17 protein-coding genes are annotated in these 19,321 nt (G+C 71.4%); 13 read left to right on the plus strand and 4 right to left on the minus strand.

Annotated features, from left to right (window positions below):
• The first annotated feature begins 22 nt into the window (after positions 1–22).
• The 4 genes from ACFO3Q_RS16020 (at position 23) to ACFO3Q_RS16035 (ending at position 4,170) form a co-directional block, all read left to right on the plus strand.
• On the plus strand, positions 23–760 hold the full coding sequence (locus ACFO3Q_RS16020; protein ID WP_377005757.1) for a 6-phosphogluconolactonase: 738 nt from the start codon (positions 23–25) through the stop codon (positions 758–760).
• A gap of 121 nt (positions 761–881) precedes the next feature.
• On the plus strand, positions 882–2,795 hold the full coding sequence (edd, locus tag ACFO3Q_RS16025; RefSeq protein WP_377005759.1) for a phosphogluconate dehydratase: 1,914 nt from the start codon (positions 882–884) through the stop codon (positions 2,793–2,795).
• Positions 2,796–2,835: 40 nt separating this feature from the next.
• Positions 2,836–3,507, plus strand: a complete 672-nt coding sequence (gene eda / locus ACFO3Q_RS16030; RefSeq protein ID WP_377005761.1) for a bifunctional 4-hydroxy-2-oxoglutarate aldolase/2-dehydro-3-deoxy-phosphogluconate aldolase — start codon at positions 2,836–2,838, stop codon at positions 3,505–3,507.
• A gap of 27 nt (positions 3,508–3,534) precedes the next feature.
• Positions 3,535–4,170 (plus strand): HAD family hydrolase, encoded by a 636-nt coding sequence (locus ACFO3Q_RS16035; protein ID WP_377005763.1) that lies wholly within the window; start codon positions 3,535–3,537, stop codon positions 4,168–4,170.
• Between the two features lie 915 nt (positions 4,171–5,085).
• Here the strand turns inward: ACFO3Q_RS16035 and ACFO3Q_RS16040 are convergent.
• From ACFO3Q_RS16040 to ACFO3Q_RS16055, 4 genes are all read right to left on the minus strand, one after another.
• Positions 5,086–6,639 carry a phospholipase D family protein gene (locus ACFO3Q_RS16040; protein ID WP_377005765.1) on the minus strand — a complete coding sequence of 518 codons (1,554 nt, stop codon included), beginning with the start codon at positions 6,637–6,639 and terminating at the stop codon, positions 5,086–5,088.
• A 30-nt stretch (positions 6,640–6,669) separates the two neighbouring features.
• On the minus strand, positions 6,670–7,182 hold the full coding sequence (locus ACFO3Q_RS16045; RefSeq protein ID WP_377005767.1) for a hypothetical protein: 513 nt from the start codon (positions 7,180–7,182) through the stop codon (positions 6,670–6,672).
• A gap of 71 nt (positions 7,183–7,253) precedes the next feature.
• The gene (locus ACFO3Q_RS16050; RefSeq protein ID WP_377005769.1) at positions 7,254–7,805 is read right to left on the minus strand and encodes a gluconokinase; all 552 of its coding nucleotides are present in this window, start codon (positions 7,803–7,805) and stop codon (positions 7,254–7,256) included.
• A gap of 78 nt (positions 7,806–7,883) precedes the next feature.
• Complete coding sequence (locus tag ACFO3Q_RS16055; RefSeq protein WP_377005771.1) at positions 7,884–8,351, minus strand: helix-turn-helix domain-containing protein; 468 nt, start codon at positions 8,349–8,351, stop codon at positions 7,884–7,886.
• 418 nt (positions 8,352–8,769) lie between these two features.
• Between ACFO3Q_RS16055 and tssB the strand changes: the two genes are divergently transcribed.
• From tssB to ACFO3Q_RS16100, 9 genes are all read left to right on the plus strand, one after another.
• A complete protein-coding gene (tssB, locus tag ACFO3Q_RS16060; protein ID WP_377005773.1) occupies positions 8,770–9,279 on the plus strand; it encodes a type VI secretion system contractile sheath small subunit in 510 nt (169 codons plus the stop codon).
• Between the two features lie 6 nt (positions 9,280–9,285).
• Positions 9,286–10,782 (plus strand): type VI secretion system contractile sheath large subunit, encoded by a 1,497-nt coding sequence (tssC, locus tag ACFO3Q_RS16065; RefSeq protein WP_377005776.1) that lies wholly within the window; start codon positions 9,286–9,288, stop codon positions 10,780–10,782.
• A 92-nt stretch (positions 10,783–10,874) separates the two neighbouring features.
• Positions 10,875–11,375 (plus strand): Hcp family type VI secretion system effector, encoded by a 501-nt coding sequence (locus tag ACFO3Q_RS16070; protein WP_377005778.1) that lies wholly within the window; start codon positions 10,875–10,877, stop codon positions 11,373–11,375.
• Between the two features lie 10 nt (positions 11,376–11,385).
• Positions 11,386–12,222 carry a type VI secretion system accessory protein TagJ gene (locus ACFO3Q_RS16075; protein WP_377005779.1) on the plus strand — a complete coding sequence of 279 codons (837 nt, stop codon included), beginning with the start codon at positions 11,386–11,388 and terminating at the stop codon, positions 12,220–12,222.
• Between the two features lie 9 nt (positions 12,223–12,231).
• A complete protein-coding gene (gene tssE, locus ACFO3Q_RS16080; RefSeq protein ID WP_377005781.1) occupies positions 12,232–12,735 on the plus strand; it encodes a type VI secretion system baseplate subunit TssE in 504 nt (167 codons plus the stop codon).
• A 4-nt stretch (positions 12,736–12,739) separates the two neighbouring features.
• A complete protein-coding gene (gene tssF / locus ACFO3Q_RS16085) occupies positions 12,740–14,611 on the plus strand; it encodes a type VI secretion system baseplate subunit TssF (protein ID WP_377005783.1) in 1,872 nt (623 codons plus the stop codon).
• Entirely contained in the window at positions 14,575–15,636 is a 1,062-nt protein-coding gene (gene tssG / locus ACFO3Q_RS16090) for a type VI secretion system baseplate subunit TssG (protein ID WP_377005785.1), read from the plus strand. The genes tssF and tssG overlap by 37 nt, the downstream gene beginning before the upstream one ends.
• Positions 15,637–15,651: 15 nt before the next feature.
• Complete coding sequence (gene tssH, locus ACFO3Q_RS16095; protein ID WP_377005787.1) at positions 15,652–18,384, plus strand: type VI secretion system ATPase TssH; 2,733 nt, start codon at positions 15,652–15,654, stop codon at positions 18,382–18,384.
• 106 nt (positions 18,385–18,490) lie between these two features.
• Positions 18,491–19,315 (plus strand): hypothetical protein, encoded by an 825-nt coding sequence (locus ACFO3Q_RS16100; protein WP_377005789.1) that lies wholly within the window; start codon positions 18,491–18,493, stop codon positions 19,313–19,315.
• The last annotated feature ends 6 nt before the right edge of the window (positions 19,316–19,321 follow it).

The following is a 19,321-nucleotide window of genomic DNA, read 5'->3' on the forward strand; positions in this document are numbered from 1 at the left end:
TCCCCCCGCACGAGGTCACCGCATGCCCTTCGCCGTTTCTCCCACCGACGCCGACCTGCGCTGGATCGAGCTTGCCGGCGAGGCCGACTGGGCCGATGCCGCCGCGGCCGACATCGCCGCCCACCTGCGCGGCGCCATCGCCGCCGGCGGCGAGGTGCGCCTGCTGCTCTCCGGCGGCGGGACGCCCGCGCCGGTCTACCGTGCGCTGGCGCGCCTGCCGCTGGACTGGGCGCGCGTGCGCGTCGGCCTGGTGGACGAGCGCGCGAGCGACGATCCCGCCGCGAGCAACGCCCTGCTGCTGCGCGACACGCTGCTGACCGGCCACGCCGCCGCGGCGACGCTGGAGCCCCTGCATCCCGTCCCCGGCGAGCCGGCGCCGGAGGGCGGGGCGGATGCGCTCGTGGCCGCGGCGAACGCGCGCCACGGGGCGCTGTCGCTGGTGTGCGTGTTCGGCATGGGCGACGACGGACACACCGCGTCGCTGTTCCCGGGCGACCCGCGGCTGCCGGAAGTCCTGGACGCCGCGGAGGCCTTCGTCCCGGTGGACGCCAGCGCCATTCCCGGCGCGCGCGGCTGGCCGCGGCGGGTCACGCTGACCCCGGCCGGCTGGGACGCGGCGGCCGCACGGGTCCTGCTGCTGCGCGGCGAGCACAAGCGCGCGCTCTTCGGCCGCGCCTTGGAGTCCGGCGATGTGGCCGCACTTCCCGTACGTGCCCTGTTCGCGGGGCAGGCGCCGCTGACGGTGTACTGGTGCCCCTGAGCCCCGCGCGTCGCTGCATTCCGGACGCGACGGCGCCGTCGTTGTCCCCCGGTGTCATTTCGCCGGTATCCTGTCCCCCACGGTCGCCCGCGCGCCGCCCAGCCTCCAGCCAGACCCAGCCATGACCGCTCTGCACCCCAAGCTCGTCGAGGTCACCGACCGCATCCGCCGCCGCAGCGCCGAGTCGCGCCGCGCCTACCTCGCGATGATCGAGGCCGCGCGGGCGCGCGGGCCGGCGCGCGGGCGGCTGTCCTGCGCCAACCTCGCGCACGGCTTCGCCGCCTGCGGCCCGCAGGACAAGGAGAAGCTGCGCGGCGGCGTCACCCCCAACCTCGGCATCGTCACCGCCTACAACGACGTGCTCTCCGCGCACGAGCCCTACGAGAGCTACCCGGCCTTCATCCGTAAGGTCGCCCGCGAGCTGGGCGCGACGGCCCAGGTCGGCGGCGGCGTGCCGGCGATGTGCGACGGGGTGACCCAGGGCCGCCCGGGCATGGACCTGTCGCTGTTCTCGCGCGACGTGATCGCGCAGGCCACGGCGATCGCGCTCAGCCACGACATGTTCGACGCCGCCGTGTGCCTGGGCATCTGCGACAAGATCGTGCCGGGCCTGCTGATCGGCGCCCTCGCGTTCGGCCAGCTGCCGGTGGTGTTCCTGCCCGGCGGGCCGATGCCGTCGGGCATCGCCAACAAGAAGAAGGCCGAGGTGCGCGAGCGCTACGCCGCGGGCGAGGCCACGCGCGAGGAACTGCTGGAGGTGGAGGCGCAGTCCTACCACTCGCCGGGCACCTGCACCTTCTACGGCACCGCCAACTCCAACCAGGTGATGCTGGAGGCCATGGGCCTGCAGCTGCCGGGCAGTTCCTTCGTGAACCCGGGCACGCCGCTGCGCGAGGCGCTCACCGCCGAGGGCGTGCGCACCGCGCTGTCGCTCACCGCGCTGGGCGACGACTACCGCCCGATCGGCCACCTCGTCGACGTGGAGTCCATCGTCAACGCCGTGGTCGCGCTGCTGGCGACCGGCGGGTCCACCAACCACACCATCCACTGGGTGGCGGTCGCGCGTGCGGCCGGCATCCGCATCGACTGGGACGACTTCGACGACCTCGCCGCGATCACGCCGCTGCTGGCGCGCGTGTACCCGAACGGCGAAGCGGACGTGAACCACTTCGAGGCCGCCGGCGGCACCGTGTTCGTCATCCGCGAACTGCTCGACGCCGGCCTGCTGCACAACGTGCCGACCATCGCCGGCGACCTGCGCGCCTACACCCGCGAGCCCAGGCTGCGCGACGGCAGGGTCGAGTGGGTGGACGGGCCGACGCAGTCGGCCGATCCCGCCGTGGTGCGTCCGGCGTCCGATCCGTTCGAGCACCACGGCGGCCTGCGCGTCACCCGCGGCAACCTGGGCCGGGGTCTGGCCAAGATCTCCGCGGTCAAGACCGAGTTCCGCCGCATCCACGCGCCGGCGGTGGTGGTCGACGACCCGCAGCAGCTGCGCGAGCTGCACAAGCAGCGCGCCCTGCCGCACGACTTCGTCGCGGTGGTGCGCTACCAGGGCCCGACCGCCAACGGCATGCCGGAGATGCACGTGCTGACCCCGCTGCTCGGCATGCTGCAGAACCAGGGCCGCAAGGTCGCTCTGGTGACCGACGGCCGCCTGTCCGGCGCGTCCGGCAAGGTGCAGTCGGCCATCCACCTCACCCCGGAGGCGGCGGTGGGCGGCCCCATCGCCAAGGTGCGCAACGGCGACATGATCCTGCTGGACGGCAACACCGGCGTGCTCGAAGTGCAGGTCGATCCCGAGGAGTGGGCGAAGCGCGAGATCGCGCCCAACACCGCGCCGCAGGCACTCGACATCGGCCGCGTGCTGTTCGGCGGCAACCGCCGGCTGGCGGGCTCGGCCGAGGAGGGCGCGCTGTCCATCACCGTGGACGCCAGCGTGCTCGCGCCGCTCGACGACCGCACCCCGCCGGAATCCGAATACGACCTCGGCCCCGGTGCCGAGAACGTCTCGCACGAGACCCGCGACCAGTGACGCCGCCGATGCCGGCCGCGGCACCCTACCAGGGCAGACCATGACCGATCTCTCCACGCTCGCCGCCCGCCAGTCCGAAGCCCGCGCGCTGATGCAGCGCGCCGGCGTGCTGCCGGTGGTCACCGTGGCCTCGGCGGAGCAGGGCGTGGCCATTGCGCGCGCGCTGCTCGCCGGCGGCCTGCCGGCCATCGAGGTGACCCTGCGCTCGCCCGCGGCGCTGGACGCCATCGTCGCCATCCGCCAGGCCGTGCCCGAGGCCGAGGTCGGTGCCGGCACCGTGCTCGATGCCGCCCAACTGCGCCAGGCGCTGGACGCCGGCGCCGGCTTCATCGTCTCGCCGGGCACGCCGGCCGACGTCGCCGACGCCTTCGCGGAGGCGCCGGTGCCGGTGATTCCCGGCGCCGCCACGCCGACCGAACTGATCGCGCTCTACAACCGAGGCTTCCGCGTCGCCAAGCTGTTCCCGGCCTCCTCGGTCGGCGGCGTGGGCCTGCTGAAGTCCCTGCAGGGCCCGCTGCCCGGCATCCGCATCTGCCCGACCGGCGGCATCGGCGAGGCCAATGCCGCGGAATACCTCGCGCTTTCCAACGTCGGCTGCATCGGCGGCTCGTGGATGCTGAAGCAGGCGTGGATCGACGCCGGCGACTTCGAGGCCGTGACCGCTGCCGCGCGCCGCGCGCGCGAGATCGTGGAGCGCGCGCGCGCGGGCTGAGCCCGCGCGCCGGGCAGGGAGGCCACCGTGCAGGAAGAAGCGGCCGCCGCGGTGCGCGGCGACCTCGCGCTGTTCGATTTCGACGGCACGATCACCACGCGCGAGACGCTGCCGGATTTCCTCCGGCTGGCCGTGCCGCCGCGCCGGCTGGCGATCGGCAAGGTCGTGCTCGCGCCGCTGGTTGTCGGCTACCGGATCGGTCTGGTCCCGGGCACCCTGGTGCGTTCGGTGCTGGTGCGCGTCGGCTTCGCCGGCGTGCCGGCCGCGGCGACGGCCGCCCATGGCGCGGACTTCGCCGCGCGGGTGCTGCCCGGCCTGCTGCGCCCCGAGGCCATGGCGCGCATCGCCTGGCACAAGGCGCGCGGCGACACCGTGGCCGTGGTGTCCGGCGGCTTCGACGTCTACCTGAAGCACTGGTGCGACGCGCACGGCCTCGCCCTGCTGTGTTCCTCGCTTGAGGAGGCGGACGGCCGCCTCACCGGCCGCTACCGCGGTGCGCAGTGCGTGCGGCGCGAGAAGGTCCGGCGGGTCCTGGCCGAATACGACTTGTCCGCCTATGCCCGCGTCTACGCCTACGGCGACACCCGGGAAGACCTCGACCTGCTGGGTCTCGCGCACGAGGCCACGTACCGGTGGGCCCGCTGGCAGCGGCCCGGTGCGTGAGAAGGGGTGGCAGCACATGCTCGCCCTTCACTGCTCCGTACCCACTCCTCAAGCAGCGCTTCGCGCCTCACCCCCATCCCGGCCTTCCCCGCAGGCGGGGGAAGGAGCTTTTGCGGCGAGAAGTGCGTGGAGAGGAGTGAGAAACGAGAGGAGGCGTAGCATTGGCCCTCGTTCCTCACTCCTCTCCCACTCACTCCTCAAGCCCACCCGCCCCCTCCCCCGCGGACAGCGGGGGAGGGTTGGGGAGGGGGCGCTCTTCGGCGGGAAGGGGAGATGAGGCGCGGGCAACGCGAAGACGCGGGCGGCCACGCGCGTTCCTCCACGCCACAAATGCCTCAAGCAGCGCTTCGCGCGTCACCCCCATCCCGACCTTCCCCCGCAGGCGGGGGAAGGAGCTTTTGCGGCGAGAAGTGCGTGGGGAGGAGTGAGAAACGAGAGGAGGCGTAGGCACTGGCCCTCGTTCCTCACTCCTCCCCCACTCACTCCTCAAGCCCCACCCGCTCCCTCCCCCGCGGACAGCGGGGGAGGGTTGGGGAGGGGCGCTTTGCCGCAGGAGCGAGATCATGAGGAGCGACAAACGAGTACCGAGGGCCCCTCTCTACTCACCCTCAAGCAGCGCGCTGCGCGCTCACCCCCATCCCAGCCTTCCCCCGCAGGCGGGGGAAGGAGTCGGTCGCGTGGGCGTGGAGGTTTCCACGCCAGTGGCGCATTCGAATCTTCCCGCCGAAGCGCGATCCCGCTCCCTCCCCCGCGGACAGCGGGGGAGGGTTGGGGAGGGGGCGCTTTCCAGCGAGAAGCGAGACATGAGAACTGAGAAACGAGAACTGAGCAGTCGCTCTTCCCTCTCGTTTCTCACTTCTCTCCACGCACTCCTCCACCCTCACTCCTCCACCCACTCACTCCTCCAATCCGCGCCTACAACTGCGACTCCACCGGCAGCCAGCCGACCGCGCGCGCGCCGATGCGGCGCCAGATGCCGGCCTCGGGCTCGCGGTCGAGGATGGTGGGCGGATCCTCGCGGCCGTCCTCCCAGCGCAGCTTGCCGTCCGCGAGGAACAGCCGGTAGCTGCTGCCGGCCGCGGCCTTCTCGTCGAAGGTGCGCAGCAGTTCCGCGGTGAGCGCGGGGCTGCGGAACAGCACGCCCATCTCGGTGTTGAGGTTGATCGAGCGGGGGTCGAAGTTCAGCGAACCGACGAAACCGGTCTCGCCGTCGACCATGAAGGCCTTGGTGTGCAGGCTCGCGCCGCTGGACCCGAACAGGCTGCCGCCGGGGGTGCCGAAGGGCATCAGCTCGTACAGGACCACGCCGGCCTCGAGCAGCGGCCTGCGGGCGTGGGCGTAGCCGCCGTGGACGGCGAACACGTCGGTGGCGGCGAGGGAATTGGTGAGCACGGCGACCTCGACGCCGCGCGCGCGGGTGGCGGCGAGCCACTCGATCCCGGCATCGCCCGGCACGAAGTAGGGCGAGATGAGCTTGAGCTCGCGCCGCGCCGCGCCCAGGGCCGGCGCCAGCGCATCGACCAGCCATTGTTCGGTTCCGCGGTCGCCGGTCTTGTCCGGCGGGTCGGAATGGATGGCGGCCTCGCGGCTCCAGTGCAGCGGGCGCGTGCGGAACAGCTGCAGGCGTGCGTCGTGGGTGCGCTGCAGGTGCTCGACGTAGGGCTGCGCGGTGCCGGTGCGGGCCACCGATTCCAGGCGCGCGCGCAGGATCTCCAGATGCAGGGTGGTGCGGGTGCTGAGCGCCTCGATCGGCAGGGCCGCATCGCTGTTCCAGAACGCGTCGAAGATGGTCTCCGCCTGCGCCACCGCCGGGCCGATCGCGGCGAGATCGGCATCGAGGAAGTTCATCTGCATCGCCGCGTCGAAGTACTCGTCGCCGACGTTGCGGCCGCCGACGATGGCGATGCGGCCGTCGGCGATCCACGCCTTGTTGTGCATGCGCCGGTTGAGGCTCCAGCCGCGGGTCAGCAGCTCGAACGCGCGGCCGATCGAGCCCTGTCGCGCCCAGCTCGGATTGAACATGCGCACCTCGATGTTCGGGTGCTCGCTCAGCGCCTTGGTGGCGGCGTCCGCGCCGTGGGCGTTGATGTCGTCCAGCAGCAGGCGCACGCGCACGCCGCGGTCGGCCGCGGCCAGCACTTCGCCCATCAGCAGGCGGCCGGAGAGGTCGTCGTGCCACAGGTAGTACTGCAGGTCCAGGCTGCGCCCGGCGCCGCGGGCGGTGGCGGCGCGGATGGCGAAGGCATCCACGTTGTCGCCGATGAGGGTCAGCCCGGTCTGCTGCGGGTGGGCCGAGGTCAGCGGCTCGATGGCGCGGTCCAGCCGGGTGGCGGCCGGTTCCACCGGAAGGGCGTAGGCGGGCTCGCCGCGCGCGCGCTCGGCGAAGCGTCCGTAGGCGTAGAGCGACAGCAGCGACGCGAGGCCGAAGACGACGATGCAGATCGCGATGACTCTGATGCACTTGCGCATGCGGCGCGGCGGCTCCGGAACGACCCCGACCTACATAGCACGGCCCAGGCGCGCGCCGGGTCGAGCGCCCTGCGACGAGAGCAGGCGATGGTGTTCGAGGAGGGCGGCCAGCTCCTCCGCCGGAAGCCCGTAGGTGTCGGGAAGCGCCGCCTGGAAGCCGCTGAGGCTGGAGGCGACCGCGCGGCGTCGTCGACCCGCCCCGTAGCCCGGGCGGTAGTCCCATCCCACCATCGTCCCGAACGGGATCCGCGCGAGGCCGAAGCCCTCGACCTCGGCCCAGTACACGCGTCGGCGGCGGAACAGCGAGCACAGCACGAAGCCGTCGGCGTCGAGTTCGAGATAGGCGCCGTTCGGCAGCAGCACGACCAGCGCCGCCAGCGCGCCGATGCCGAACACGACGGCCACCAGCCAGCCGGTGGCCTCGCCGCTCCCGATCATCCAGGCGCCCACCGCGACGAAGCCCACGCACAGCAGGAATACGCCGAACCAGGACAGGCGGCGCGGATGCAGGCGGCGGGGCAGGGGCGGGAGGGTGTGGGGCACGCGGGCGCCGCTTCGGGAGGGGGCGTCATGCTACCTGCAGCGCCCGGCGCGGCACGCGGGGAGGCTGCACGTCAGCCGGAGCCGTCGGTCGCGAGTGCCGCGACGAGTCCCGCGACGGTCTCGGCCACGGGGCCGAGAGGCCGGACGCGGATGGCGCCTTCGTCCTCGCCCGGGGGTTCCAGCGTCGCGAGCTGATCGTCGAGCAGGGAACGCGCCATGAAGTGTCCGCGGCGGTGCGCCATGCGTTGCGCCAGGACATCGCGCGGCAGGTCGAGGTGCACGATCCGCATGCCGGGCGCCGCGGCCTGCAGGCGCTCCCGGTAGCGGCGCTTGAGCGCCGAGCAGGCCACGACCGCACCGTCGCCGCCGGCCCGCGCAGCCGCCAGCCACGCGCCGACGGCATCCAGCCAGGGCGCGCGGTCCGCGTCGGTCAGCGGCACGCCGGCGGCGAGTTTCGCCCGGTTGCCGGGCGGATGCAGGTCGTCGGCGTCCTGGAAGCGGTAGCCGAGGCGGGCGGCAAGCGCGCTGCCGATGGTCGTCTTGCCGCTGCCGGAGACGCCCATTACCAGGATCGCGGGTGGATGCGCGTGGCCGCCGCCGGATCGTGGCAGGTCGTCCTGCATGGTGCTTCCGTGGATGGGCGCGCGCCGCGCCGGATGCGGAAGGGTGCCTCGTGCCCGGCTGCCGGGCGTGAACGCCGCTCAGCTCGGGAGCACGTCGCGCACCAGCATGTTGCTGTGGCGGCGGCGCGCCGGCGGCGCCTCCGCCCGGCACAGCTCGCGCCAGCGCGCGGGCGACAGCCGGTACCGCGCCTGGAAGGCGCGCTGGAACTGGCGCTCCGACGCGAAGCCCACCTCGTACAGCAGCCAGGTGATGCTGCAGTCCGGGTTGCTGCGCAGGTGGCGATGGGCGGCGGCCAGGCGCTGGTCGCGGATGAAGCGCGCGATGCCGCCGGCGGGCCGGAACATCCGGTACAGCGTCGGCCGCGAGACGCGGAAGACGCGCTGCAGCGTGCGCGCGTCGAGCGCCTCGTCGTCGAGGTGGCGCTCGATGTAGGCCAGGATGGCGGCGAACAGCGGGTCCCGGTGCGGTGTGGCGCCGGCGCCGCAGGCCGGAGACTGCCGCGGGCCGGAACCGGCCTGTGCTGCATGCGAAGTCGCGAGGTCCATGGTCTGCTCCCCTGGTGGCGGGCCGGCCCCTTGCCTCGGCCCTGACTACCCAAACCGTGGAAAGGCGCCGGAACCCATCACGCTGCCTGCACGTCGCCTCGCGGCCGGCCGTGCCGCCGCGTACCTGAGACGAAATGTCGGGTTCGCAGGAGGGCCGCTCCTAGACTCCCGGCGCATCGGCTGTCGAGTGTCTGGACAGCGCCCGCCTCCGCGGACCGGCTCGCCGGCCGGCGGAGGCGCCGGGGTAGAGACCGGGGATCGGGAGCGGCGGGGAATCCTGTGCGTGCGGTGGTGTTCCTCCGACGGCGTCTGCGTCGTGCGGAGGCGACCGCAGGCGCCTGTGCCCGCCGCCGTCCTTCCAGCGCGCCACGTCCGGTGGCGGCCGTCCGCAGGCTCGCAGGTCCATCGGAGGCCACCCATGGCAAACAGTCAGAAGTTCATCGCCCGCAACCGGGCGCCCCGCGTGCAGATCGAATACGACGTCGAGGTCTACGGCGCGCAGAAGAAGGTGCAGATCCCGTTCGTGATGGGCGTGATGTCGGATCTTTCCGGCGCCAACGCCGGCGAGCTGCCGCCGGTGGAGGAGCGCAAGGCGCTCGAGATCGACGTCGACAACTTCGACAGCCGCCTGCAGGCCATGCGCCCGCGTGCGGCCTTCGCGGTGCCGAACACGCTCACCGGCGAGGGCAACCTCAACGTCGACATCACCTTCGAGAGCATGGACGACTTCTCGCCCGCGGCCATCGCGCGCAAGGTCGAGCCGCTCGCCAGGCTGCTGGAGGCGCGCACCCAGCTCGCCAATCTCGACACCTACATGGACGGCAAGGCCGGTGCCGAGAACCTGATCGCCCAGGCGATCCGAGATCCTGCCCTGCTGCAGGCCCTGACCTCCGCGGCCAAGCCGCAGGACGGCGCGAGCGAGGAGTAATCGAAGATGGTCACCGAGAAGCTGGCCGACGGCGCCGTCGCCGAGGCGCAGACCCTGGAGGCGGGCGACTTCGCCTCGCTGCTGAACAGGGAGTTCAAGCCCAAGAGCGACCGCGCCCGCGAGGAGGTCGAATCCGCGGTGCGCACGCTCGCCGAGCAGGTGCTCAACCGCGCGGACGTGGTGTCCGACGACGTCTCGCAGACGATCAAGGCCTACATCGCCGAGATCGACCGCAAGCTCACCGAGCAGCTCAACCACATCCTCCACCACGCCGACATGCAGAAGCTGGAAGGCGCGTGGCGCGGGCTGCACTACCTGGTCAACAACACCGAGACCGACACCCAGCTCAAGATCCGGGTGTTCAACATCTCGAAGAAGGAGCTCGGCAAGGTCCTCAAGCGCTACAAGGGCACGGCCTGGGACCAGAGCCCGATCTTCAAGAAGGTCTACGAGGAAGAGTACGGCCAGCTCGGCGGCGAGCCCTACGGCTGCCTGGTCGGCGACTACGAGTTCGACCACAGCCCGCCGGACGTCGAGCTGCTGCGCGGCATCGCGCAGGTGTCGGCGGCGGCGCACGCGCCCTTCATCTCCGCCGCGGGCCCGGGCCTGATCGGCATGGAGAGCTGGAACGAGCTCGCCAACCCGCGCGACCTCGCCAAGATCTTCTCCACGCCCGACTACGCCGCGTGGCGCTCGCTGCGCGAGTCCGAGGACGCGAAGTACATCGGCCTGGCGATGCCGCGCACCCTGGCACGCCTGCCCTACGGCGCGCGCACCAACCCGGTCGAGGAATTCGACTTCGAGGAGGACACCGCCGGCGCCGACTCGTCGAAGTACGCCTGGCAGAACGCCGCCTACGCGATGGCGGTGAACATCAACCGCTCCTTCAAGGAGTACGGCTGGTGCTCGCGCATCCGCGGCGTGGAGTCCGGCGGCGCGGTGCAGAACCTGCCCACCCACACCTTCCCGACCGACGACGGCGGCGTGGACATGAAGTGCCCCACCGAGGTCGCCATCACCGACCGGCGCTCGGCGGAGCTGGACCGCATGGGCCTGATGCCCCTGGTCCACCGCAAGAACTCCGACATGGCCGCCTTCATCAGCGCGCAGTCGCTGCACAAGCCGGAGGAGTTCGACGACCCGGACGCGACCGCCAACGCCGCCCTCGGCGCGCGCCTGCCGTACATGTTCGCCTGCTGCCGCTTCGCCCATTACCTGAAGTGCATCGTGCGCGACAAGATCGGCTCGTTCAGCAGCCGCGACCAGGTCCAGCGCTGGCTGGGCGACTGGATCCTCAACTACGTCGACGGCGACCCCACCAACTCCAGCGAGGAGACCAAGGCGCGCAAGCCGCTCGCCGCGGCCGAAGTGGTGGTCGAGGAGGTCGAGGGCGCACCGGGCTACTACACCTCGAAGTTCTACCTCAAGCCGCACTACCAGCTCGAAGGCCTGACCGTCTCGCTGCGCCTGGTCTCGCGGCTGCCGTCCGAAGCCAAGGGCTGAAGCCCTGAAACCCCGCTGCACCGCATCCGCCCGAGCGCGGAGGCGGTGCGGTCGAAGCATCCCATCCACACATCGAAGCAAGGAGTCATCCCATGGCGTTCGACATGCACATCAAGTTCGGCGGCGGCAAGGTCAAGATCGAGGGCGTGTCCGCCCATGCCAAGCACAAGGGCGAGATCCCGATCCTGGCGTGGTCGTGGGGCCTGTCCAACTCGGCCGACCTGCACAACAGCAAGACCGCCGCCGGCGGCAAGGCGCACGTGCAGGACATCTCGCTGACCAAGTACGTCGACTCGGCCTCGCACGCGCTGCTCCAGGCCGCGGCCACCGGCGCGCGCCTCGAGGAGGCGTGGATCTACATCACCAACGCCACCGGCGAGCAGAGCGACTACCTCACCCTGCACCTGAGCAACGGCGTGATGGTGACCTCGGTGTCCACCGGCGGCTCGGGCGGCGAGGACCGTCTCACCGAGAACGTCACCCTGCACTTCGGCAAGTTCAAGTACGGCTTCCAGCCGCAGAAGGACGACGGGACGAAGGACGGCGCGGTGAAGGAGTTCACCTACGACATCCAGGCCGTCTCCGCCGCCTGAGGCCGTCGCCATGTCGCTCCAGGTCTCCGTCGAAGGCGGGCGCGCTGCGACCCCCGCCGAGACCCTGCTCAAGGCAGGGCAGCTCGGCGAGGCGCTGCAGGCGCTGACCGCGCAGGTCCGCGGGAACCCCGCGGACGCCGCGGCGCGGGTTTTCCTGTTCCAGCTGCTCGCCGCGAGCGGGCAGTGGGAACGCGCCGCGACCCAGCTCGAGGCCGGGCGGGAGCTGGACGCGGGGAACGCGGTGCTCGCGGCGGTCTACGGGCCGCTGCTGGACGCGGAGCGGACGCGACAGAAGGTGTTCTCCGGTGCCGAGCTGCCGACCCTGCTCGGCGAGCCGGAGGCATGGATGGCCCTGCTGCTGCAGGCGCTGCGCCTGGACGCGCAGGGCCTGCACGACCAGGCGGCGCAGTTGCGGGCGCAGGCCTTCGAGCAGGCGCCGGCGACGGCGGGGCGCATCGACGATGCGCCCTTTGCGTGGCTCGCGGACGCGGACCCGCGGTTCGGGCCGTGCCTGGAGATGGTGGCCAACGGCCGCTACGGCTGGGCGCCGCTGGCGCACGTGGCGGCACTGGACTTCGATCCGCCGCAGGCGCTGTGCGACACCCTGTGGGCGCCGGTCAGGGTGACCTGGCGCAACGGCGGGCAGGTGCCGGCCTTCGTGCCGGCGCGCTATCCCGGCAGCGAGAACGCCGACGAGGACGCTCTGCGCCTGGGCCGTCGCACCGACTGGACGGAACTCGGCGCCGGCACCTGGGCCGGGCTCGGGCAGCGCATGCTCGCCACCGACGCAGGCGACCATCCGCTGCTCGACGTCCGCCGGATCGTCTTCGATCTCGATCTCGGCTGAGGACCGGCCGTGGCCGAGCTGACCTCCCAGGAACGGCTCCAGCCCTCGCTGCTCGACCGGCTCACCGACGACGAGCCGGGGCGGGACGAGGAGAGCCGTGAGCGCCGCGTCATCTCGGCCAGCCGGCTGCGCGAGTGCGTCACCCGCGATCTGTCGTGGCTGCTCAACTGCACCCATGCCGAGGCCGACCGCAGCTTCGAGGACGCGCCGCAGGTGGCGGCCTCCGTCCTCAACTACGGCATTCCCGACCTCGCCGGCATCTCGCTGGGCGGGATCGACCCCGCCACGATGGAGCGGCGGATCCGCGAGGCGGTGCTCGCCTTCGAGCCGCGCCTGGTGCCGGAGACGCTGCGGGTGCGCGTGCGCACCGACCGCCAGCGCATGGACCGCAAGTCGCTGGTGTTCGACATCGAATCCGAGATGTGGGCGCAGCCGCTGCCGCTGAACCTCTACCTCAAGACCGAGGTGGACCTGGAAACCGGCCGGCTGCAGGTCACCGAGGCGCTGGGCTGATCCCATGGACCCGCGCCTCATCCCGTACTACAACCGCGAGCTCCAGTACGTCCGCGAGATGGGCGCGGAGTTCGCGCGCGAGTACCCCAAGATCGCCGGCCGCCTCGGCCTCGACGGCTTCGAGTGCGCCGACCCCTACGTCGAGCGCCTGCTGGAGGGCTTCGCCTTCCTTGCCGCGCGCGTGCAGCTCAAGCTCGACGCGCAGTTCCCGGTGTTCACCCAGCACCTGCTGGAGATGCTCTACCCGCACTACCTCGCGCCGGTCCCGTCGATGGCGGTGGTGCAGCTGCAGCCCGACCTGAAGGACAGCGGCCTTGCCGCCGGCCAGACGGTGCCGCGCCAGACCGCGCTGCGCGGGCTGGTCGGGCAGGGCGAGCGCACCGCCTGCGAGTACCGCACCGCGCACGCGGTGACCCTGTGGCCGATCGAGCTGGCCGAGGCGACCTACTTCGAGACGCCGGCGGCGCTGGCCGCGGCGGGCGTCGAGGTGCCGGCCGGGCGTAGCGTGCGCGCTGGCCTGCGTCTGCGCTTCGAGACCCGCGGCGGCGTGGAGGCGGCGATGCTCGCGCTGGACGCGCTGCCGGTCTTCGTCGCCGGCGTGGACGAGCTGCCCAAGCGCCTCTACGAGCAGCTCCTGGCCGACGCCGAGGGCTTCCTGCTGCGCGCGTCCGGCGTGGCGCTGTTCCGCGACGCCGCGTCGATCCGCCCGCGCGGCTTCGACGACGCCGAGGCGCTGCTGCCCTACGACGGTCGCTCGTTCAGCGGCTACCGCCTGCTGCAGGAGTACTTCGCCTGCCCGGAGCGCTTCCTGTTCGCCGAGTTCGCCGGCCTGCGCGAAGGACTGCGGCGCGCCCAGGGCACGACATTCGAGATCGTGGTGCTGCTCGGTCGCAGCGTCGCCGGGCTCGGGCGCACGGTCGGCACCGACAACTTCCGGCTGTTCTGCACGCCCGCGATCAACCTGTTCCCGCGCCGCGCCGACCGCATCCACCTGCGCAGCGGCCAGGCCGAGTACCACGTGCTCGCCGACCGCGCGCGGCCCATGGACTTCGAGGTGCACGGGGTCGCGGAGGTCGAGGGCTTCGGCGACCGCCAGGAACCCGAGCAACGCTTCCAGCCCTTCTACGGCGGCGACGCGCGCACCTGGCACGACCGCCATGCGGCCTTCTACACGCTGCGGCGCGAGCCGCGGCTGCTGTCGGGCCGGCAGCGCCGCGAGGGCGCGCGGTCGAGCTACGTGGGCAGCGAGCTGTTCATTTCCCTGGTGGACGCCGCCGACCGCCCGCACGCCAGCCGCCTGCGCCAGCTCGGCATGCAGCTCATGTGCACCAACCGCGACCTGCCGCTGCACATGCCGGTCGGCAAGTCGGCCACCGACTTCACCGTGGATGCGGGCGTGCCGGTGGAACGGGTGCGCTGCGTGGCGGGCCCGACCCGCCCGCGCGCCGCCACCGCGAGCGGCGAGACCGCCTGGCGGCTCATCAGCCATCTGCAGCTCGACTACCTCTCCCTGTTCGAGGACGGCGACCAGCAGGGCGCGGCGGCGCTGCGCGAGATGCTGACGCTCTACTGCGATCCCCACGACGCCGCCGCGCTGCGCCAGGTCGAGGGCATCAAGGCGGTGACCTCCCGGCCCATCGTGCGGCGCGTGCCGGTGCCGGGGCCGATCACCTTCGGGCGCGGCCTGGAGATCGCGCTGACCTGCGACGACAGCGCCTTCGAGGGCACCGGTGCCTACCTGCTCGGCGCGGTGATGCAGCACGTCTTCGCCCGCAGCGTCTCGGTCAATGCGTTCACCGAGACCGTGCTGCGCACGCTGGAACGCAACGAGGTGGCGCGATGGCCGGCCCGGCTCGGCACCCGCCGGATCGTCTGACGCTCGAGGCGGCGCTGCGCGCGCAGCCCGAGGCCTTCGGCCTGTTCGAGGCGCTGCGCCTGCTCGAACGCGCGCACCCGGACCGCCCGCGGCTCGGGCGCTCGGCGCGTCCCGCCGACGATCCCGTCCGCCTGCGCCAGACCCCGAGCCTGGGCTTCGCCCCGCGCGAGATCGACCGCTACGAACCGGGCGGCGAGGGGGCCGGCAGGCTCGACACCTTCGTGCTCGGGCTGTTCGGCCCGCAGGGACCGCTGCCGCTGCACCTGACCGAGTACGCGATCGACCGCCGTCTCAACGCGAAGGACCCGACCTTCGCCGCCTTCGCCGACGTCTTCCATCACCGCATCCTGAGCCTGTTCTACCGCGCCTGGGCGGACGCCCAGCCGACCGTGCAGGCCGAGCGCGCGGAGGACGACCGTTTCCGCTTCTACCTTGGCGCCCTCGTCGGCCTGACCCGTCCACGCGCGGCCGGGCCGGTGGCCGAGGGCGGCGCGCGCTTCTACGCGGGGCGCCTGCTGCCGGCGGCACGCAGCGCGGAAGGGCTGCAGCGGCTCGTCGAGCACGCCTTCGGCGTGCCGGTGCAGGTGATCGAGTTCGTCCCGGAATGGATGCGCCTGCCCGACGAGGCCCTGCTCCGGCTGGGCGGCGGGCGCGACGTCGCGAGCCTCGGGCGCACCACGGTGATGGGCCGCCGCGTGCGCGGCACCCAGCAGCGCTTCCGCCTGCGCATCGGACCGGTGCGCCGCCGGGCCTTCGGCGATTTCCTGCCGGGCGGCGACACCCTGCGCCAGCTCGCCGCCCTGGTGCGCGGCTACGTCGGCGACGAGAAGGCCTGGGACCTGCAACTGGTGCTTGCCGCCGGCGAGGTTCCCGCCACCCGGCTCGGCAGGGCGGGGCGCATGGGCCTCGACACCTGGATGGGCCGCCGCGCCTGGGATCTGGACGACGCCGACGATGTCCTGGTCCACCCCGATTCCGTCGCGGCGCGTCGTCGCGCCGCCACGCCCGCACAACCGATCCAGTAGTCCGAGGACGCCACCATGGCCGAGATCAGCCGCACCGCCCTGTTCGGAAAGCTCAACCCGCTGGCCTATCGCGCCATCGAGAGCGCCACCGTGTTCTGCAAGCTGCGCGGCAATCCCTACGTGGAGCTGGTGCACTGGCTGCACCAGATCCTGCAGCTGCAGGACTCCGACCTGCACCGCATCGTGAGGCGCTTCGCGCTCGATCCGTCGAAGCTGGCGCGCGACGTCACCGCCGCGCTCGACCGACTGCCGCGCGGCGCCACCGCCATCTCCGATCTCTCCAGCACGGTGGACGAGGCGGTGGAGCGCGGCTGGGTCGTGGGCACCCTGATGTTCGGCGAGGCCCAGGTGCGCACCGGCTACCTGCTGCTCGGCATCGTCCGCACCACGCACCTGCGCAACGCGCTCAACGCCATTTCGGCCGAGTTCGGCAAGCTCAAGGCCGAGGCGCTGGGCGACGAGTTCGCCGCCATCGTCGCCGGTTCGCCGGAGGACGGGCAGGTCGCCAACGACGGCTTCCACCTCGGCGGCGCGGCGCCCGGCGAGGCCAGCGACGCCATCGCCCCGGCGGCCATGGGCAAGCAGGAAGCGCTGAAGAAGTTCACCACCGACCTGACGGAGCAGGCGCGCAGCGGCAAGCTCGACCCGATCATCGGCCGCGACGACGAGATCCGGCAGGTCGTGGACATCCTCATGCGTCGCCGCCAGAACAACCCGATCCTGGTCGGCGAGGCCGGCGTCGGCAAGACGGCCGTGGTCGAGGGCTTCGCCCAGCGCATCGCGCGCGGCGACGTACCGCCTGCGCTCAAGGACGTGGAACTGCGCGTGCTCGACATCGGCCTGCTGCAGGCCGGCGCCAGCATGAAGGGCGAGTTCGAGCAGCGCCTGCGCTCGGTCATCGACGAGGTCCAGGCCAGCCCGACGCCGATCATCCTGTTCATCGACGAGACCCACACCCTGGTCGGCGCGGGCGGCGCAGCGGGGACGGGAGACGCGGCCAACCTGCTCAAGCCCGCGCTCGCCCGCGGCACCCTGCGCACCATCGGCGCGACCACCTTCGCCGAATACAAGAAGTACATCGAGAAGGATCCGGCGCTGACCCGGCGCTTCCAGTCCATCCAGGTGGACGAGCCCGACGAGGCCAAGGGCGTGCTGATGATGCGCGGCGTCGCCAGCACCATGGAGAAGCACCACAAGGTGCAGATCCTCGACGAGGCGCTGGAGGCCGCGGTCAAGCTGAGCCACCGCTACATCCCCGCGCGCCAGCTTCCCGACAAGGCGGTCAGCCTGCTCGACACCGCCTGCGCACGCGTCGCCGTGAGCCTGCACGCCGTACCGGCCGAGGTCGACGACTGCCAGCGCCGCATCGAGTCGCTGGAGACCGAACTGGCGATCATCGCGCGCGAGCAGGCCATCGGCATCCCCGTGGTCGAGCGCAAGATCGCCTGCCGTGCCTCGCTCGATGCCGAGCGTGCACGCCTGGCGGACCTCCAGCAGCGCTGGGAGGCCGAGAAGCGGCTGGTGGACGAACTGCTCTCGCTGCGCGCGACCCTGCGCGCGGGTGCCTCGGCGGTGGAGGGCACCGGCAGCGCGCTGGAGGCCGAGGCCGAGGCGGAGGCCGGGCAGATCGAGACGCCCAGCGACGCCGACGCGCCCGACCGCGGCGAACTCCTTGCGCGCCTGCAGAAGGTGCAGGCGGAGCTGGCCGAGCTGCAGGGGGAGACGCCGCTGATCCTGCCCACCGTCGACTACCAGGCGGTGGCCGCGGTGGTCGGCGACTGGACCGGCATCCCGGTCGGCCGCATGGCGCGCAACGAGATCGAGACCGTGCTGCGCCTGCCCGAGCTGCTCGCGCAGCGCGTGATCGGCCAGGACCACGCGATGGAGATGATCGCCAGGCGCATCCAGACCAGCCGCGCCGGCATCGACAACCCGTCCAAGCCGATCGGCGTGTTCATGCTTGCCGGCACCTCGGGCGTGGGCAAGACCGAGACCGCGCTGGCACTGGCCGAGGCGCTCTACGGCGGCGAGCAGAACCTCATCACCATCAACATGAGCGAGTACCAGGAGGCCCACACCGTCTCCTCGCTCAAGGGCGCGCCTCCGGGCTACGTCGGCTACGGCGAGGGCGGCGTGCTCACCGAGGCCGTGCGGCGCAAGCCGTATTCGGTGGTGCTGCTCGATGAGGTCGAGAAGGCCCACCCCGACGTGCACGAGCTGTTCTTCCAGGTGTTCGACAAGGGCGTGATGGAGGACGGGGAGGGCCGCAGCATCGACTTCCGCAACACGCTCATCCTGCTCACCACCAACGCCGGCACCGATCTCATCGCCAGCCTGTGCAAGGACCCGGAGCTGATGCCGGACCCCGAGGGCATGGCCAAGGCCCTGCGCGAGCCGCTGCTCAAGATCTTCCCGCCGGCCCTGCTCGGACGGCTGGTCACGATCCCGTACTACCCGCTGTCCGACGACATGCTCGGCAAGATCGTCCGCCTGCAGTTGAACCGCATCAAGCAGCGCGTCGAGCAGCGCTACAGGATTCCCTTCGACTACGACGACGCCGTCGTGCAGCTGGTGGTGAGCCGCTGCACCGAGAGCGAATCGGGCGGGCGGATGATCGATGCGATTCTGACCAACACGATGCTGCCGGACGTGTCGCGGGAGTTCTTGATTCGCCTGATGGGCGGGGCGCAGGTTGGAGGTGTTCAGGTCGGCGTAGACGAAGGCGGATTCACGTACAGCTTCGACTGAAACCGGTTGAAGGTTGCAATAAGGCAAGGCCGATTTGATCCTCATTGCGGTCTTCTCGCATGAGGACAGCAGCCGAGATCTGCGAAAACAAAGGAGCGTCAATCCAATGGCGAAGAAAAACGCGCGCTCGAACGTCACCATCGATGTCAGGATCCGGACTCGGGCTGATATGAACACCAGCACGCCGCGTTTTGGAGATTGGACCTACCACCATATCCAGCCGGTACGGATCTACTACCTCGCCGCCAGCACGGTCCTCCGTTTCATCACCGACCCAGATTGCTATGACGAGACACGCGCTCTAGGGGTGAACGCCCTGTGTCAGATGGTAAACAACAACCCGAATGCGGCGACCATTCGCAACTTCGTGGACGCCAACCGGGGCGTTGTGACGAATGATGATGTACGACATCCGATCGCCAAGCTGTGTGCGAGCCCTCCCTTCGGCGGGTTCGCAGGCGTCAATCCGGCACAGCGAGAGGACGACCCGGGCGAAGGCATGGAGATGCACCGTCCGCTCTCCGCTCCCTTGTCGTGGTGGGAGGCGGTGGTGCGGATCGGAACGGAGATCCTGGCCGCATTTGGGTTGCATCAGATGCCGCAGCCAAACACGGATCTAAGTGCGACGAAAATGTCATTTGAATGGAATGAGATAGTCCTGTCACTGATGCAGGACATCTCTCATGTGAGCGCTTGTGGTCCTGCGAGATTCGTCCACAGGGACTGGAAGCTGGCGAGTGGCGGTGAAAGCTGGACCGTGCTGAGGCATGGCGTGCAGTCTCCTTGGCCGCCCCGGGTCGGAGGTGGAGACCCCTATCCGAAATGTCTTTGCGGAGACGGGGAGATATGTACACGTACCTCGACGACCGTGATGTACCGGGTTCACCCCCGTTTTCACGGACACTTACGAGAAGGCCGATCAAGGCCATGAGGAGTG

The sequence above is a fragment of the Coralloluteibacterium thermophilum genome, assembly GCF_042654365.1.
Taxonomy (GTDB): domain Bacteria; phylum Pseudomonadota; class Gammaproteobacteria; order Xanthomonadales; family Xanthomonadaceae; genus Coralloluteibacterium; species Coralloluteibacterium thermophilum.